This is a genomic window from Nocardia sp. CA-290969 (assembly GCF_050936135.1).
GTDB lineage: Bacteria > Actinomycetota > Actinomycetes > Mycobacteriales > Mycobacteriaceae > Nocardia.
The window spans coordinates 1-16,119 of the sequence record NZ_JBNJNJ010000001.1; the positions used below are offsets into that span (position 1 = coordinate 1).

A 16,119-nucleotide genomic window follows, 5' to 3' on the forward strand; every position below is an offset into this window, starting at 1 on the left:
GGTGGATCGCACACGAGCGCTACCCCGATCTCGCCGACGCCCGCGCGATGGCGAACGAACTACTGATCTTGCGGGATCGCATCGCCGAACTGCAGAGCACGCGGACTCCCGTGCCTGAGCTGTCGCCCCGCGACCAGCTCGACGCCCTGATCGAATCGCGCATCAACTGGGGGTGCCAAGAGCAGGACGCGACTGACGCGGTGATCGCCGCAGGCTGGCGTCCACCCGCTCGTGTCATCACTGACCCCGCCGAACTGGACGCACTGCCCGGCCGGTCCATCGTCATCGGCCTCAACGTCCCGTTCCCTGAGGCGTGGCAACTCACCTCCCATCACGGTAGCGGGATGCGCACTGCGAACTGGGGCAGCCCGTATCTGCTCAACGAGCGTCGGACCTCCCAACAACTTCTCGACCGTGTTGACCGCGTGGCCGTCCTGCACACCCCCGAGAACGGAGACGCCCGTGCCTGAACCAAAGTCGCACCTGTGGTGGCTGTCGTTCGTCGACCCCGCCAAGGCGCCCCCGCTGGAAGAGCAGGTACCCGGCGGCGCGAGTTTCCTCGGTGTCTGCATCGTCCCCGGCGAAAACCTGACACAGGCAGTGAGCACCTCATGGTTCCTGGGCTGCAATCCAGGCGGCGAGCTGCTGGGAATTCCCATTCGCCCTGAGGTGGCGATCGACCCGTCGTGGATAGGGCGGCTGCTTTCCCGGGACGAGCTCGAGCAGCTCGAGCGAGAGGCCCAATCATGATCTCCCTGTGGTGGTCCTTCGCTCTCACCACGATCGGGGTCATCGGTCTCGTGCTGGTGTACCGATCCCAATCACTCATCGGGCCCAGCATCGGCTTGGCCGTACAGGCCTTGTGGATCGCGTACGCCATCGCGACCAGGCAGTGGTGGTTCCTGCTCTCGGCCATCACCTACGGCGCGGCCAACGTCTACGGCATCACCAAACGAATGGAGCAGCAATGAAGTTGCACGGAATTCTCTTGGACGACGACGAGCAGGTCGACGGCGCAACGGTCACCTTGACGAGGGCCGAACTGCAGATCATCGCTGTGCTGATCGGGAGGCGTAGCGACACCAAGATCGAGGAGGTGTTGCCCGGCCACGGCCACGCTGCCGACGAGCTGTACAACGGCCTGATCGGTGGCATATTCAACCGGTTCTGGGAGGACGGCCTGGACGACGCACTCCGGGACACGAACCGGTGAGCAGCGGTCAGGTGCGCCGGAATCCGTTCTTTTTCCCGCGCATGAAATACCGGGCCGGGAAGCGGCACGTTCGCACACTGCACGCACCGGGCCACGTGCACACCCAGGGCCCCGTCGACCCGCTGACTCTCGCCGTCGACGAGTGCGTGATCGCGCGCCGGCGCGACGGCTGGCGTTGCGTGCGCACCGATCCCGAGCACACCGCGTGCGAACGGCACAGCATGTACCGCCACCCGAACTACTGGACCGACCCGACAGTTGTCGCAGCCCTCCTCTCTCGGGTGGCCGAGATCATGGCCGGCCTGGAGGCGATCTTCGGCGGCGTTCAAACCGCCGCCCAGCGCTTCGCCGCGAGCGTGAACGGACAGCCCTACGCCCGCACCACACCGAACCGAACGGAAGGGGATACCGACCCATCATGAGCAGCCACGCAATCCGGATCCGGATCGGCGGTGCCTTGTGCATCGCAGCGCTCGCCGGACTCAGCCTCACCGCGTGCGTCGACCGCGAGTGGTGCGAGCACGACGCCACCGACACCCAGGTCGACGACACATATTGCGAGCAGGCCGTTCCCGGCTACGAATGGGAAACCGCCGGCGACGACGACCACCACCACACGCGGCCGCAGCCCGTCGTGGTCAAGGCGACACCGAAACAGCCGGCGCCCACCCAGGCCGCGCAGCGTAAACCCTCGTCGCGGGTTCCGTCCAGGTCGGGCCGATGAGCCAGACGCCCGGCGTGAACTACGCCGAATCGGAAATCATCAGCACCGGCAATCCCTGGGTCGACCTCATCGGCCTGCTCGCGTTCCTCGCCGTCGTGGCGTTCATCGCGTGGCTGTGGTTCCGGGACTGAACACCCAACGCCCCCAAATCAATCGCACTGATAGAAAGGCACTACCCATGAAATTGTTCGGTCGTACATCCGGTACCGCGACACAGCAGCAGCCGACCCGCTCCGTCACTCTGACCAAGAGCGCCGGCCCCGCAGTGAGCCGCGATATCGTCGCCGGCGCGGGCGTCGACCTGGCCAAGAAGTTCGACAAGGCCGGGGTCTCTCTGTCGAAGGCGGGCATGGACGGGATCCGCGCGGAAGCGGTACTGGTGTTGGATCATTCGGGGTCGATGTTCTCGGACTACCGGACCGGGTCCGTGCAGGTAGTCGTCGATCGGGCCTTGGCGTTCGCCCTGCAGATCGACGTGGACGGCAAGATCCCCGTCATCCCGTTCGATTCGCAGGTGTGGCCGACCATCGAGGTCTCTCTTACCAACTACAGCGGGGTCGTCGACCGCGACATCTTCCGGCCGAGCCGGATGGGCGCCACCTATCTCGGGCGTGCGCTGGAGCAGGTGCTGGAGATGGCGAAAACGACGCGCTCACCGCTGTACGTGGTGATCGTCACCGACGACGACCCCACCGACGCGGACAGGGTGGTGCGGATCCTCAACGAACTCCGCGGCTACCCCGTGTTCGTCAAGGTCCTCACCCTGGTCCGGGCACCGTTCTGGGACCAGCAGGACAACCTCCGCGCTCCCGGCCTCATCGACAACATCGACGCCAAACGCATCACCAAGATCACCGGCATGTCCGATCTGGCGTTCGCCGACGTGATGGTCGACGAATGGCCGTCGTGGGTCCAGGCCGCCACCGCCGCGGGGATCCTCGTATGAGCGACCGCTACCGCCGGATCCCAATCGAGGTCGAGGCAATGCAGCTCACCCGAGACAACATCGCGGCAATATCGGAATGGTTGCCGTGCCGCATCACCCCGGCCCGGCTTTCCGGACCAGGCCGCGGGACGCATGATGGCGCGGTGATCCGGACGCTGGACATGGAGGAGCGCGCCGAATGGGGCGACTACGTCATCCTCATCGACCACTCCAAGTTCAAGCTCAGCCCTCGCGCCGAGTTCGAAACTGAGTTCCAGGCGATCGGCGCAACGATCACCGAGTACGGGGTGGCTGCCCGCGGCATGCTGCACATCGTTGTCGGTGCACGGACAGCACACCAGCAGGCCCGCTACCTCGAGGGCGTGGCTGTCACCCGCACGTACGCGCTCGACCGGGACGGTGCACCGGCCGCCCCGTCCGTGCCGTGGACCCTGCTCACCGAGGGCGACAAGGGGGCCGGCGATGGCGAGTAACCGCCCGCGCGACGATATCGACCGGTTGGTGGACTGGCAGCTGAAACAGGGGCGCCAGCGGGGCGACGGGCCGCGCAGCGCGTCGGCCGGCGGCGCAGTGCCGCCGCCGGTCCGGGGTGGTGATTCGGTCCCGGTCCGGCTGGCTCCGGGGTATGTCAGCGCTGACGGTGGCCGGACCTGGCGTGAGGTACCGGACGAGCCGCGGGAGCATCGGCCCGGTCTCGTACGCCTGTACGGGGAACTGCTCGCCGTCGCCGGCCGGGCGATCGTGCAGGGGATCCGGGCAGTCTGGAGAATGAAACGATGAGTGGTGATCGGGAGATCGTGATCAAGGTGCGCATTCCGGAGGACGCGGTCGCGGAGATCGCTCCCGTCCTGGACCAGTACATCGCCGCCGGCCAGCCGCTACTACACGCCGCGGCGGACCGCGGCTGCGACATATCGGTGGTCGTCGACGGGCAGCTCGTCGAAAGCACCAGCACGGTGGAGCTACCCGAGCAGGAGGACGATTCCGACGCCCTGAGCTGGTTCTCGCAGCCGAAACGCCGGACGTATCAGCCGCTGCCCGATGGCCGGATCCCGTTCTATGTGATGCTCGGTGTCGGGGACCAGGCGCACGCGGTCACCCCGTGGCATACCCCCAAGGATCCGATGATCCTTTCCACGGCCGCGATCGCCGCGGACTGCAATATGCCGGCCAACGAGGTCGTCGGCCGCGAGTACACCGCGACCGGTGACGAGCACGGCCTCCGTGATTTCGCGCTCGTCAACGACCCTCGGGTGTAGAACTCCGCCGGCGGTACGCCCGCCGGCCTTTCACGGCAGCATCGACCGTGCGCCGGCGCCAGCGTTTGGCGCCGGCGCTGTCGTCTGGTTCGCCGAGCTGCAGCCGGCGCCTCGAGATGTCGGCGCGGACGGTGGCGGGGGCGACGCCGAGGTGTTCGGCGATCTGGGCGATGGTGAGCAGGTCGTCGGGGTCGCCGGGCTCGTCCGCCTGGTCGCGCAGGAAGTGAGCGCGCACGGCCTGGTCTACCTCTGCTGCGTCGTACTCGTTCCAGCGGCCCCGCTTCCCGGCCGGGGCGGGCCATTCCGGGCGCGGCATCCAGAGCTTCTGGACGGTGGTCAGGGCACGGTCGTAGCGGGCGGCGATCTCGGGGGCGATCAGTTTCTCGCCCGGGGTCTGGGTCATTCGTTCCTCCTGGGTGTGCGGCCCGGTCGTGGGCCAGGACGAGGCCGGGGCCCGGCGGTTGCCGGGCCCCGGTTTCTGCTCGTTACTCCTTGTCCTCGTCGTCGTCGAGGATCTCGATGGCTACTTTGCCGTCGAGGATCCCCTTCGCGATCCGGAGCTCCTCGTCGGCCCGGCCGAACTGGAGCCCGGCCGAGGCCAGCGCCCAGGTCCGGTTGTCCTCGTCCTCGCCGGAGATCGCGATCATCGCCATGGCCGAGAGCCAGTCGGTGATCGCGGTGGTCAGGAGACCGGAGGCAACCTCGTGCATGGGCAGGTCGCGCAGGGCCGTGCGGGCCCGGATGGCGCTTTCAACCATGTCGCCGGGGGCGGTGTCCCCGTCGATCGAGGCCAAGGTGATCGGCAGCTCCAGGCCGCCGAGGATCTTGGCCATCAGGTTGTACACCGCGATGGCGCGGACCTTGAGGTTGAGCAGCTGCATCATGTAGTCGTCCATGTGGACTCCCTTCGTGTTGTAGGCGATTTGCCTGTCGGTCCGGGTCCGACCCCGTTCCGACAAGTAATACTTTACAACACTCGGGTAGTGATTTGCAACCCTTGGGCGGGTTGATTTTCCGACCGATTTCGACCGGCCGCCTCTCGCTCCCGATGGCCTCGGACGATATCCTGGTGGGCGCATCCCTTCACGGGGTGATTTGCCCGGCCGATGGGTTCCGACTTTGAGGGCTCGCCCTCGCTCGTCGGCCGACCATGCAGAGAGGGCGAGGCCCCGGCGTTGCGCCGGGGCCTCGTCTGTTTCTGCTACTCCTCGTTCCGGTGGAGCAGGATCACCGCCTGGTCCAGTTCCTCGCCTGCTCGGTCGAACGCGAGCATCGCGGCGGGGTACGCCCAGCGGGCATCTTCCTCGTCCCGGGTGCCGGTGGCCATCAGGACCGTTCCGGTCAGCCAGTCCGTGACCCCCGTCTTGAGGGCTGCCCGCGCCTCCCGGTGCATCAGCATTCCGCTCAGGGTGTCACGCGCCCGGGCGGCGCTCTCGATCATCTCCGAGGGGGTCAGCTCGTCGTGCGGCGAGGCCAGCAGGACCGGCGTCGGCAGGCTGCCGAGCACCTTGTGCATCTGGGTGTAGCGGGCCAGCATTCGGATGGTGAGCCGGGTCCACATTGCGTTGTTCATAGTGGAGATTCACTCCCTTTCGTGTTGGTGATTTGCCTGTCGGTCCGGGTCCGACCCCGGTCCGACAAGTAATACTTTACAACACTAGGGTAGTGAATTGCAACATCAGTTGCCGAACAAACGAGAACGCATCGCCCGCGTCCCGGACCGGGCCGCGTTGACGATGTGCACCGCCTCACGCCCGGTCAACCCATACTCTTCCGCCAGCTCGAGCGGCACCGGCTCGGCATCCCCCACGGCCTCGACGAACCGGCGATTACGTTCCTGCTCAGCGGCGCGGGCCTCGGCCCTGGCCTGCTCCACGCGGGCCGCCGCTTCAGCACCTGGCTGCCTCGACTTCACACCAACACCATATCCCGGCGCGCCAGCTCCCCATCCAGAGCGCGGACCGCGGTCGAACCGGCCCATGGCGACAACGCGCGCCGGCCATCGAGGATCGCCGACGCGAGACGAGGCGACCGGTTCTGGTCGGTGATCTGTACCGCATCGGCCACCACCGCGGCGGCCTCGTCGACATCACCGACCCCGATCAGTGCGCGTTCCAGCTCGAGCATCACCATCGCCCGGTCCCGGGTGCGGGTGGGATCGATCGCCTCCACCGCGGCCCGGGACGCCTCCACCGCCTCAGCGTGCCGCCCCAGCATCGACAGGCACCCGCCGCGGAACGAGATCATCAGGGCCCGGTCGGCGAAGTACGCACGCGAATCGGCCGGCCCCATCGCGGCCGGTACCTTCTCGAGGTCGCGTTCGGCCGCATCGAGCGCGGCCATCGCCGCCGCCTCCTGCTCGGACGCGGCGTACGCGTCGGCGGCGCGCATGGAGATGTAGGCGCGCAACGCGATATCGGCCGACCGGGCAACCCATGATTGGGCGGCGACCGCATGGTCCACCGCGACCCGCGGACGTTTCTGCCACAGCGCCAGCTGCGACAGGTGCGCGAGCATATAGGCGGCGCCGTCGCTGTCCTCCGCATCGTGGGCTAGATCGCGGCCCCGATGGTAGAGCCGGGCCGCGGTCGAATGGTCGCCCTGATCCCACGCCAGACACCCGGCGAACCCGAGCCACTCGCCGTGCAACGCAACGAGGTCGGTGCGCAACGGTTCCGGGCACGACTCCAGCAGGGCCTCGGTCAGCTGCTGTTGTGCGATCACCATCCCCTGCGCGGCCGGAGATCCCAGCGCGTCGTCGATGAGCATCGACTCATACAGAGTGCTGCGCACCCGCTCCACCGCCCAGGTGTCGGGGCGGCCGGCGCCGGACATCAGCCACTCGACGCGCGCCGGGTTGTCGGCGACACCGAGTGTCGATAGTCCGCCGGCGCCGAGCGCGGCTGAGATCAGAAACTTCCGGCGGTCCACATCGTCCTCCTGGGTGTCGGTCCGCAACCGCTGGAACGCATGCCGCACCTCGGCGGATGCCCTGTGCAGCATGGTGTCCAACGCGGCTTGGTGGTCGGGCCTGATGTTGCCGCCGGATTCCCATCGGCGCACCGTGCGTTCACCGATGCCGAGGGAGGCGGCGAATTGTGGCTGGCTCATTCGGTAAGCGGCGCGCAGTGCGCGTGCGCTGTCACCAGTCCATGCAGTGAAGCTAGCCATCCGGACCCCTCAGGAGTAGTGGTCGCGCCGACTGCAGTTGTCCGTGGCCGGTTTTGGCCGGGTAGAGGCCGGTGTTGACCGCATCAGGCACGACATCCTCGACACGTCACCCGGTACCTGTGTTCCTTTCAGCAACTACAACCAGCTGTAAAGCCACTGTCGCATACACCGGGTGACTCCAAAACCTGAAACCAAAACGCGAGGTAACCCCGATGCGCCAGGAGCTACCCACACTGCCCGTGAGACCGGCCCGCGACCCGTCGATAGCCGCGTCCTTACGGGTGTGGCACAGCCGCAACCGGATCCGTCTCGCCCGCGTCGCCTCCGCACTCCGCGCGTTCGATCACCCCACCGCCTGCAGATCCACCGAACCGGTCCGCGGATACGTCCACGCACTGAACGTGCGCTCCGACCACGCCAAACACCGGTGCCCGCGGTACCGGGTGGCCGCGCAATATTGCGAGGACCACCAGTGACCACGGCCGTACTGCCCAGCATCAACGCCGACGCAGACTGGGCGGACGTCGACCTCCCCATGCTGCAGCACATCGCCGCAGCACTGCGGGCCCCCGACCTACCCGGCCACTCCCTGCTGCAGCAGATCGCCACGGCGCTGCGCGCCCCGGAGCTGCCCCGTGAACGGGCGCCGGAGCTGCCCGGTGAATGCCTGTACCGAGATCCGATCCGCAGCTACCCGCACGCGCAGCACGTCATGCACCTGCACCGCGGCCACCAGTGCCCACGCCACCGGCTGGCCGCCCGATACGAGGAGGCGAAGCATTGAGCGAAGCCGTCCGAACCCCCGCCACACGCCGGCCAGCCGTCGCCGTGGACGTGACGCGGCCCAGCATCCCCCGCGTCTACAACTACAGCCTCCGCGGGAAAGACAACTACAGCGTCGACATTCTGGCGTGGAGAGCGATCACCGATATCGCACCGAATTTCGGTTACGTCCACCTCCGTAACCAGGCATGGCTCGCGAGAGCGACCCGGTTCCTCGCCCAGAACGCCGAGATCCACCAGTTCATACACCTCGGCGCCGGGCTCCCGGCATTCCGGAACACCCACCAGTACGCGCAGGAGTGGGACCGCACCGACGTCCACGTCCTCTACATCGACAGCGACCCCGTATGCGTGGCCCACGGCCAAGTCCTTTTGGCGGCCGAAAATGTCCGCTACCTGCCCGGAGATCTCACCAACCCGGAGGAGATCCTGAAATCCAGCTGCCGCGGCTACTTCGACCTCGACCGGCCGATCGCGCTGCTGCTCACCGGGATACTGCCCCACATCGGTGACGACCAGCAGCCCGCCGAGATCATGACCCGGTACGCCAACCTGCTGCCCGCCGGCTCCTATATCGCGATCACCCACTACCTCGATCCCGGGCCCGCGGATCCCGAACGGCACTCGCTCGCACGCGAACTGGAGAAGGCGTTCCTCGGCGGCCTGGGGTCCGGCTGGTTCCGCACCCGCGAACAGATCCTCGACCTGTTCGCCGGCCTCAAGCTGGTCCACCCGGGCCTGGTCGAACTCGACGACTGGTGGCCCGAAGGACCGTCGGGCCATGAGCGGACCGCGCCCGAAACACTGATGGTCGGCGGCATCGCCTACAAGCGGCGCGGCGGCACCGCCCTGCGGAGCGTCGGATGAACCGCAGAGATATAGAGCAGCCGATGGCGATCGGCCTGATCGACACGCGCCGCGTCCCCGATGTCGACCAGTGCGAGCGCGACATCCGCTCACTCGCAGCCCGGTACGGGTTCGCAATGGTCCCGACGATGATCCACATCGTCGAGTCCGTCGACTTCCTCACCGTGTCCTACGACATCCGGGAAGCCGGCGCCACCGCGGTGATCATGCCGAACCCCGACCACGTCGGCGGCCCGCCCGGTGTCCTGCGGATCATGCTCGCCGTCCTGGACACCGAAACCGACAAGGTCCTCAACCGTGGCGTGTTCTTCACAGAGGACGGCGGCCAATAGATGTGGGCGCTCCTCGGCGACGCGGTCGCGGCTCTGGCCGCGGCCGCGCCGGTCCTGCTGTGCGCCGCATGCATCGGAGCGCCGACCGTGATCAAGCCGGCCCCGATATCGCAACCGGGTCCGAAACGCCTGCAGTCGCCGTATTTTGGATCGGCCGATATCGACACCACGACACAGATCCAGGAGATCTCCCCTTGCCCAGACTCAGACCCATGGTCGCCGCCGCCCTCGCGGCCGCGGCGATCCTCACCCTCGCCGGCTGCTCATCCGACGACACCGACACCGCTACGGCAGCCTTGGCCACCACCCCCGTCACCGCCGACACCGGCGCCAGCGCCCCGATCGATGTCGCTGTCGGGACGCCGTTCGAGATCAGCAACCAGAACGGTCCCACCGCTACCGTGACGGTGGTGTCGATCGAGGTCGACCCGCAGTGCGCCACCCAGTTCGGGACCGTCGAACCGGCGGCCGGCACGCGCGTCGCGCTGGAACTCGACGTCGCGACCACCGGTAATCCGCCGCTGAAATACATCTCCGACCAGTGGTTCCAGGAACTCGCGCCCGACGGCTACACCAAGGACATGCCGGCCGCGAACGATCTGTGCATCGCCGACCGCGAGACCTTCGACAAGAACTGGACCGCGAACGCGAAGTACCGCGGCTGGGTCCTGGTCGACGTGTCCGATCCCGCGTCGTCGCTGCTGATGTCCGATATCTGGGACACCCGCACACCACGGGAAACACACCGCATCCCGATCACGGGATAACCCTGTAGCTCGAGGGCCGCCGCCAGCAGCAACGCTGGCGGCGGCCTTTTGCGTGCACCCCCGGCTCGTACGGTCCGGCCACATGACCAGTCCCGTCGGGTCCATCCGAGTCGAAGTCGAAGCCGAGTTCGACGACGACTCCTTCGAGCGGGCCCTACGGGCCGCGGTCGCCGACACCATGCGCGAAGTGCAGCGCGACCTCGCCCGCACCGCGCTGCAGGTCACCGCCGAACTCGCTGGCGATCTGCAGGCCGAAGTCGCCCGCGGGATCGACGAAGCCCAGCGCTACGCCAACAGCCACCGGATCCAAGTCGGGTTCGACGTCGACGGCGCTGGCGCGGTCAACCAGGTGCGGGCCGTGCACGACCTGATGCAGGCGGCCGCCGCCCCGATCCGCCAACAGGTCGACATCGACGTAAACCGTGACGCGCAGCAAGCGTCCGCGGCGCCGGGTCGCCAGCAGATCACCTGGGACGTCGATCTCAACATCGCCGCCGCGCTCGCGGAATTCCAGGCCGCCCAGGCGACGATGCGGGCGCAGGCGACGCCGATCGTGATCCCGATCGACGTCGACGGTGCCGGCGCCATCGCGCAAATGGCGCTCGTCCGCCAGGACCTCGAAACGCTGACCGAACCGGATCTCCGGCAGCGGGTCACCCTCGACGTGGACCAGGCGCTCAACGGCCCGCTCGCCGTCGATGCCACACCGGATTTCACCGGGTTCGCGCAACGGGTGGACGCGGAGCTGGCGGCGCTACAGCAAGGCAACGACTGGCGGATCACCATCCCCGTCGACGTCGACGGCGGCGCATCTATCGCCGACATGGTGGTGCTGCGCCAGCAGCTCGAGGCGCTCACACAGCCACCGATCACCCAGCACGTCAACGTCGATATCGACCGCAGCATCCTCGACCGGGCCGCCGCATCGAGTGGCAGCCTGCTCGGATCGCTACGCGGCGTTGCCGGCACCGCCGGCGGGATCGCCGCGGTCGGAGCCGGCCTCGCCGCGATCGTCGGCGCGGCGGGCCTGGCCGCGGGCGCGATAGGCGGCCTGGTCCTCGGGGCCGCGGCGCTCGCGCCCGCGTTCGGCGCGGCCATCGGCGTGATCACGGTCGGGCTGCAGGGCGTCAAGGACGCATTCGATGCCGTCGCTACCGCATCGGAGAACGCGCCACGGGAGGCCGAAGCGCAGGCGAAGGCGGTAGCCGCCGCCACCCAGCAGGTCACCATGGCCGAGCGCGCGGTCCGGGACGCCAAGCGTGACGCGCTGTCCATCGAGGAGGACCTCACCCGGGCCCGGAAAGACGCGACCGAGCAGCTCGAGGACTACCACCGCAGCGCGCGCCGCGGCGTCCTCGACGAGCGGCAGGCCGCCCGCGACCTGGCCGATGCTCAGCGAGAACTCGCCGAGACAAACCCGTTCGATGCCCGGGCACGTGAGGAAGCGGTCGACCGGGTGATCGGCGCGCAGATCCGTCTCGAGGAGGTCCAGGACCGCAACGCCGACAACGCCGAGAAGCTGGCCGATGCCGAGAAGAAGGGGATCGAAGGCAGCGACCAGGTCGTCGCGGTGCGGGAGCGGCAGGCGCAGGCCGACGAGCGCTTGGCCGACGCGGAAGCTCAGCTGACGCAGGCGCAGGCCGCGCTCACCGACGCGCAGACCAAGGCGTTGCCGAGCGCGCAGAAGGCGAGCCAGGCGCTGGCGGAGCTGAGCCCGAACGCGGCAGCGTTCGTGCTAGCGGCGCAAGCCGCGAAACCCGCGTGGGAAGCGTTCAGCGACGCCGTCCAGGACAACCTGTTCGCCAACCTCGGCGAGGAACTCACCCAGACCGCGAACGTCACGCTGCCCGGAATCCAGGACTCGATGAACGGTGTCGCCGGCGCGTTCAACGCAGCCGCGATCCAGGCCGCGAACTTCCTGCAGTCCGAGCGCGGAATCGCCCTGATCAACAACTCCCTCGCCGCCTCCGAGGGATTGATCAAGGGCCTCACCTCGGGCACCGGCGGACTGACGCAGGGCTGGCTCGACTTCACCACCGCGGTCGCGCCGCACATGGAGAACGTCGGCTCGGCCATCGCCAGCATCGGCGAATCGATCGGCGGCGTCTTCACGCAAATGGCGAACAGCGGGATGCTCGACCAGATCATGGTCGGGTTCGCCGACGCCCTCCGCGGCGTCGGGCCGCTCCTCGGCAGCCTCATCGCCTCACTCGGGACCATGGCCACCCAGGTGCTCCCCACCCTCCGGCCCTTGTTCGAGTCCCTCGGGCAGGCCCTTGTGGCTGTGGCTCCGGCCCTCGGTGAAATCGGCGCCGTATTCGCGAACAGCCTGACCGCGATCATGCCCGGTCTGTCCACTCTCATTTCCGCGCTGGCCGATGCGCTCGTCCCAATCCTGCCCGTGGTCCAGGTCCTGCTCCAAACCCTGGGCGACGCCCTGTCGCCGCTGATGCCGATCCTCGCTCAGATCGCGATCACCGTCGGGCAGGCCCTGATTCACGCGGTCGAGGCCCTGGCCCCAGCGCTCGGCCCGCTGCTGACCGCCTTCAATGCGCTGCTCGAAGCCATCGCGCCGATCCTGCCCTACGTCGCGGAAGTCATCTCACTGCTGGTCCAGTCCCTGGCGCCTGCCCTCACGGTGATCTTCCAGGCGTTCGCGCCCGTCATTTCGCAGCTCGTGGACGCCCTGCTGCCGGTGTTCCGGATGGTCGCGCCGGTCATCGCCGAAGTGGCAATGATCATCGGGCAGGCCCTGGCGGATGCCATCACGCAGCTCGCGCCGGTGCTGCCCCAGCTCATTACCGCCTTCATGGGCATCGTGCAGGCGGCGCTGCCGCTGCTGCCGGTCATCGCGCAGCTGGCTGCGGACCTCCTCCCGCCGCTGGTCCAGGTCATCCTCGCGCTCGTCCCGGTCATCATGAAACTGTCCGAGGCCCTGATCTGGTTCGTGGACTTCGCGGTCAACACCATCCTCGTCCCGGCGCTGAACTTCCTCGCCCCCTTCGTCACCGGCATTTTCAACACCATCGGCGATGTCGTCACCTGGGTGATCGAGACCGTGATCGGCGGCGCCATCAACTGGCTGGTCGATACCGCGTTCCCCGCCCTCGGCCGCGGCCTCGACACCGTCAAGGGCTGGTTCTCCACCGGGATCGAAGCCATCGGCAAAGCCTGGGACGGACTGAAAGAAGCCGCCGCGGTACCGGTCCGGTTCGTCGTCAACACGGTCTGGAACGACGGGTTGCGGAAGGCATGGAACACCGTCGCCGACTTCCTGCCCGGCCTTGAACCGATGGATCCGGTTGTGCTCGGGTTCCGGCGCGGCGGCGCGGTCTGGGGTGCGGGCTCCGGGACCAGCGACAGCATTGACGCTCGCCTGTCTCGCGGCGAGCACGTTGTCACTGCCGCCGAGGTCCTGCGCGCCGGCGGGCAGAACATTCTGTATGCGATCCGCGACATGATCGCGAGGGGCGTGCCGTTCACCTGGGACAACGGGCGGATCATCACGCAGCTCGGCCGCGACAATCTCTCCGCCTACGGCGCCGCCGTCCGGACCCAAGGCATCGGGAACGTCAGCCCCGAAGGCTTGTTCGACCCGTTGCTTGCGTTCCGGAGCGGCGGTGCGGTCATGCCGTGGATGCACCAGCTCAAGCGTGGCCACGACTTCGCGCGGGCCCAGGACGGGCGCCCGTACCAGTGGGCCGGCCCTCGCTGGGTCGGCGACAGCTTCGACTGCTCCGGCCTGATCGGCTCGACCATCGCCGCGATCCTGGGCATGAACCCGTGGCAGCGGTACTGGGCCACCTCGAGTTTCGCTGGGTATCCGTCGAAGGGTGCGCAAGGCCTGGTCAAGAATCTGCGCGAGGGCGTCGGGATGCTGGTCGGTATCACCGACGACCCCGGCGGTCCGGGCGGCGGGCACACCGCGGGCGAGCTGCGCGGCATCCCCGAACTCGGGATCCCCGCCGCCAGGGTGGAGTCCGGCGGCGCGCTCGGCGATGTGCACTACGGGCGCGGTACCCCGGTCACCGATTTCGCCTCCCTCTACGGGCTGCCCATCGGTGCCAACGGATTTTTCCAGCCGTCGACGGGCGGGTCGGTGGGCCCGTCTCCGGAGCACCAGGCCGGGTTCGTCGCGGACCGGATCCGCGAGGTGTTCGCCACGATCACCAACCCGATCCGGGACGGCATCGTCGCGGCGATCGGTGCGCCGCCGCCGCGGTGGCGCGAGATCCCGCCGCAGGTCCTCGACACCCTCGAAGGCAAGGCGGTCGAGGTCCTCTCCACCATGGTCGGCGGCCTGGGCGATCTGCTGCCCGCGGCGTGGGAGGGCGCGCAGAACGCGCTCAGCGGTATCGGCTCGATGGTCGACACCTTGAACCCGTTCCGCCGGCAGACCGGTGGCCCGATCCCGGGCGCCGGCACCGGCGATATCGTGCCGGCGCTGCTGGAGCCGGGCGAGTTCGTGATGAACCGGCGCGCGGTCGGCGTATTCGGACCGATCCTGCGGGCGATGAACAGTGCTGTGCCGCGGTTCCAAACCGGTGGCGATGTCGGGGGCCTGCTGGGTGCGATCGGTGTCGGCCCGGTCCCGGTGCACGTGACCAACTTCGCGGAGCTGGCCGACGCTACCGGCGGCGGGTCGCTGCCCGCGGCGGTGCAGACCGGGATGGAGAACGCCGCACCGGCGTTCGCCGATGCCACGCTCGGTGCGGCCTCACAGGTCGGGCAGCAAGTCGCCGGCGATGTCGGCACCGCCGTCACCGACGCGATCACCAACCCACCACCCGGCGCCGGGCAGCCGGTGGATCCGGCGCAGCCGGCCGAGCAGCCGTCGGTCGCCGACGAGCAGACGCACATGATGCTCGACGAGCAGGGCCGGATCCTGTCCGACACCAGGGATCTGATCGAACGCACCACGTCCTCGGCCGAGGCGGTGATGGTGCAGCAGATGCAGGCCGTGCGCGACGAAGTGATGCGGGTCGCCGGGTTGCTCGGCGCGGATGTGCTCGTGCCGACGGTGCAATCCGCGATGGATGCGGCGATCGGTGTGCTGCAGGGCTGGCTCGATGCCGGGTTCGCCGAGGTGCGGGCGGGCACCGATCAGACGACGCGGGCGGTGTACGAGTCCGCGGGCAACGACCCGGCGGCCGCGGCCGTCCCGTTCGGTGCACCCGGCTCGGCGTTCGACGCTGCCGCGGCGATATCGGAAGCCGTGGTCTCCGTCGCGGACTCAGCCACCCAGGCGTTCCAGCAGGTCGCCCAGGACGTCGCCAACGCCGCCCTTCAGCAGCGGCCGTCGCGAGTCGGGGAAGGACGCAGCCGCGGCGTGCTCGGGCAGGACATCGACGGCGGCACCTTGGTCAACACCATCGTGAACCTGACCGGTGTGGTGATCGAGATCGAGGACACTCTCATCAACACCCTCGACGAGATCCGCGAGTTCCGCGGTGATCTCACCGGCTCGTTCGACGAGTCCGGGCGGTTGGTGTCGGATACCGCGGTGCTGATGCAGCGCAACCAATCGAGCTTCGAAAAGGTGATGCACGAGCAGAACCGCATCAACCGCGAGCTGATCAAGGCGGTGTTGCGGTATTTGATGACCGCGGTGGTGATCCCGATCATGACCGCGATCCTCGGGGCGATGATCCAGCTCGCGGTCACCGCCATCGGTGCGGCTATCGGGTCGATCATCCCGGGTATCGGCACCGTGATCGGTGCGGCGATCGGCGCCGTGGTCGGTGCTGCACTCGCCGGGGCTGCGGCGATCTTCACCTCGACTCTGGCGATCGGTGCCGGCGCCGCGATCGACAGCTTCGACTCCGGCGGTGTCGCTATCGGTAAGGGCCTGATGGTCAAGGACACGAACCTGCCGGAGCGGGTACTGGATCCGCGGGAGACCTCGAGCTACGACCGGCTCGGGGTGATCGCTGACCACCTCGAGTCCAGCAATATCCGCCGCACCACGATCCACGCACCGATCCACATGCACGGCCAGCGAACAGATCCGGACCGGGTGCAGGACCGCCTGCTGTCCCTGATGCCGAAGTAGGAGCG

At 68.2% G+C, this 16,119-nt stretch carries 21 protein-coding genes; 16 read left to right on the forward strand and 5 right to left on the reverse strand.

Features of this window, described 5'->3' with window-relative positions; all coding sequences use genetic code 11:
• From ACQEVO_RS00005 to ACQEVO_RS00055, 11 genes are all read left to right on the forward strand, one after another.
• A partial coding sequence (locus ACQEVO_RS00005; RefSeq protein ID WP_432907269.1) for a hypothetical protein occupies window positions 1–470 on the forward strand: 470 nt, incomplete at its 5' end.
• Window positions 463–750, forward strand: coding sequence for a hypothetical protein (locus ACQEVO_RS00010; RefSeq protein ID WP_432907272.1), 288 nt, complete (start codon window positions 463–465; stop codon window positions 748–750). The genes ACQEVO_RS00005 and ACQEVO_RS00010, both read left to right, overlap by 8 nt.
• The gene (locus ACQEVO_RS00015; protein ID WP_432907275.1) at window positions 747–971 is read left to right on the forward strand and encodes a hypothetical protein; all 225 of its coding nucleotides are present in this window, start codon (window positions 747–749) and stop codon (window positions 969–971) included. The genes ACQEVO_RS00010 and ACQEVO_RS00015 overlap by 4 nt, the downstream gene beginning before the upstream one ends.
• Entirely contained in the window at window positions 968–1,213 is a 246-nt protein-coding gene (locus ACQEVO_RS00020) for a hypothetical protein (RefSeq protein WP_432907278.1), read from the forward strand. The genes ACQEVO_RS00015 and ACQEVO_RS00020 overlap by 4 nt, the downstream gene beginning before the upstream one ends.
• Window positions 1,214–1,254: 41 nt before the next feature.
• Window positions 1,255–1,635, forward strand: coding sequence for a hypothetical protein (locus ACQEVO_RS00025; RefSeq protein ID WP_432907281.1), 381 nt, complete (start codon window positions 1,255–1,257; stop codon window positions 1,633–1,635).
• On the forward strand, window positions 1,632–1,937 hold the full coding sequence (locus tag ACQEVO_RS00030) for a hypothetical protein (protein WP_432907284.1): 306 nt from the start codon (window positions 1,632–1,634) through the stop codon (window positions 1,935–1,937). The genes ACQEVO_RS00025 and ACQEVO_RS00030 overlap by 4 nt, the downstream gene beginning before the upstream one ends.
• Complete coding sequence (locus tag ACQEVO_RS00035) at window positions 1,934–2,068, forward strand: hypothetical protein (RefSeq protein WP_432907286.1); 135 nt, start codon at window positions 1,934–1,936, stop codon at window positions 2,066–2,068. The genes ACQEVO_RS00030 and ACQEVO_RS00035 overlap by 4 nt, the downstream gene beginning before the upstream one ends.
• A 47-nt stretch (window positions 2,069–2,115) precedes the next feature.
• Window positions 2,116–2,883, forward strand: coding sequence for a VWA domain-containing protein (locus ACQEVO_RS00040; RefSeq protein ID WP_432907289.1), 768 nt, complete (start codon window positions 2,116–2,118; stop codon window positions 2,881–2,883).
• The gene (locus ACQEVO_RS00045; RefSeq protein WP_432907292.1) at window positions 2,880–3,356 is read left to right on the forward strand and encodes a hypothetical protein; all 477 of its coding nucleotides are present in this window, start codon (window positions 2,880–2,882) and stop codon (window positions 3,354–3,356) included. Before ACQEVO_RS00040 ends, ACQEVO_RS00045 begins: the two co-directional genes overlap by 4 nt.
• The gene (locus ACQEVO_RS00050) at window positions 3,346–3,663 is read left to right on the forward strand and encodes a hypothetical protein (RefSeq protein ID WP_432907295.1); all 318 of its coding nucleotides are present in this window, start codon (window positions 3,346–3,348) and stop codon (window positions 3,661–3,663) included. The genes ACQEVO_RS00045 and ACQEVO_RS00050 overlap by 11 nt, the downstream gene beginning before the upstream one ends.
• On the forward strand, window positions 3,660–4,142 hold the full coding sequence (locus ACQEVO_RS00055) for a hypothetical protein (RefSeq protein WP_432907298.1): 483 nt from the start codon (window positions 3,660–3,662) through the stop codon (window positions 4,140–4,142). The genes ACQEVO_RS00050 and ACQEVO_RS00055 overlap by 4 nt, the downstream gene beginning before the upstream one ends.
• On the opposite strand, the gene ACQEVO_RS00060 is transcribed toward ACQEVO_RS00055, so the two are convergent.
• From ACQEVO_RS00060 to ACQEVO_RS00080, 5 genes are all read right to left on the reverse strand, one after another.
• Window positions 4,123–4,545, reverse strand: a complete 423-nt coding sequence (locus ACQEVO_RS00060; protein ID WP_432907300.1) for a helix-turn-helix transcriptional regulator — start codon at window positions 4,543–4,545, stop codon at window positions 4,123–4,125. The two genes, ACQEVO_RS00055 and ACQEVO_RS00060, sit on opposite strands and share 20 nt — an antisense overlap.
• A gap of 82 nt (window positions 4,546–4,627) precedes the next feature.
• Window positions 4,628–5,038 (reverse strand): hypothetical protein, encoded by a 411-nt coding sequence (locus ACQEVO_RS00065; protein WP_432907303.1) that lies wholly within the window; start codon window positions 5,036–5,038, stop codon window positions 4,628–4,630.
• Between the two features lie 305 nt (window positions 5,039–5,343).
• Window positions 5,344–5,715 (reverse strand): hypothetical protein, encoded by a 372-nt coding sequence (locus tag ACQEVO_RS00070; protein ID WP_432907306.1) that lies wholly within the window; start codon window positions 5,713–5,715, stop codon window positions 5,344–5,346.
• Window positions 5,716–5,820: 105 nt separating this feature from the next.
• Complete coding sequence (locus tag ACQEVO_RS00075) at window positions 5,821–6,057, reverse strand: hypothetical protein (protein WP_432907308.1); 237 nt, start codon at window positions 6,055–6,057, stop codon at window positions 5,821–5,823.
• Window positions 6,054–7,253 carry a helix-turn-helix domain-containing protein gene (locus ACQEVO_RS00080; RefSeq protein ID WP_432907311.1) on the reverse strand — a complete coding sequence of 400 codons (1,200 nt, stop codon included), beginning with the start codon at window positions 7,251–7,253 and terminating at the stop codon, window positions 6,054–6,056. The genes ACQEVO_RS00075 and ACQEVO_RS00080 overlap by 4 nt, the downstream gene beginning before the upstream one ends.
• A gap of 532 nt (window positions 7,254–7,785) precedes the next feature.
• Here ACQEVO_RS00080 and ACQEVO_RS00085 point away from each other — a divergent pair.
• The 5 genes from ACQEVO_RS00085 to ACQEVO_RS00105 all read left to right on the forward strand — a co-directional run bounded on the left by ACQEVO_RS00085 (window position 7,786) and on the right by ACQEVO_RS00105 (window position 16,114).
• Entirely contained in the window at window positions 7,786–8,097 is a 312-nt protein-coding gene (locus ACQEVO_RS00085) for a hypothetical protein (protein WP_432907314.1), read from the forward strand.
• Window positions 8,094–8,963: an SAM-dependent methyltransferase gene (locus ACQEVO_RS00090; RefSeq protein WP_432907317.1), complete on the forward strand. Its 870-nt coding sequence runs from the start codon at window positions 8,094–8,096 to the stop codon at window positions 8,961–8,963. The genes ACQEVO_RS00085 and ACQEVO_RS00090 overlap by 4 nt, the downstream gene beginning before the upstream one ends.
• On the forward strand, window positions 8,960–9,295 hold the full coding sequence (locus ACQEVO_RS00095; protein WP_432907320.1) for a hypothetical protein: 336 nt from the start codon (window positions 8,960–8,962) through the stop codon (window positions 9,293–9,295). The genes ACQEVO_RS00090 and ACQEVO_RS00095 overlap by 4 nt, the downstream gene beginning before the upstream one ends.
• Window positions 9,296–9,489: 194 nt before the next feature.
• Window positions 9,490–10,062 carry a hypothetical protein gene (locus tag ACQEVO_RS00100; protein WP_432907323.1) on the forward strand — a complete coding sequence of 191 codons (573 nt, stop codon included), beginning with the start codon at window positions 9,490–9,492 and terminating at the stop codon, window positions 10,060–10,062.
• Between the two features lie 82 nt (window positions 10,063–10,144).
• On the forward strand, window positions 10,145–16,114 hold the full coding sequence (locus tag ACQEVO_RS00105; protein WP_432907325.1) for a hypothetical protein: 5,970 nt from the start codon (window positions 10,145–10,147) through the stop codon (window positions 16,112–16,114).
• The last annotated feature ends 5 nt before the right edge of the window (window positions 16,115–16,119 follow it).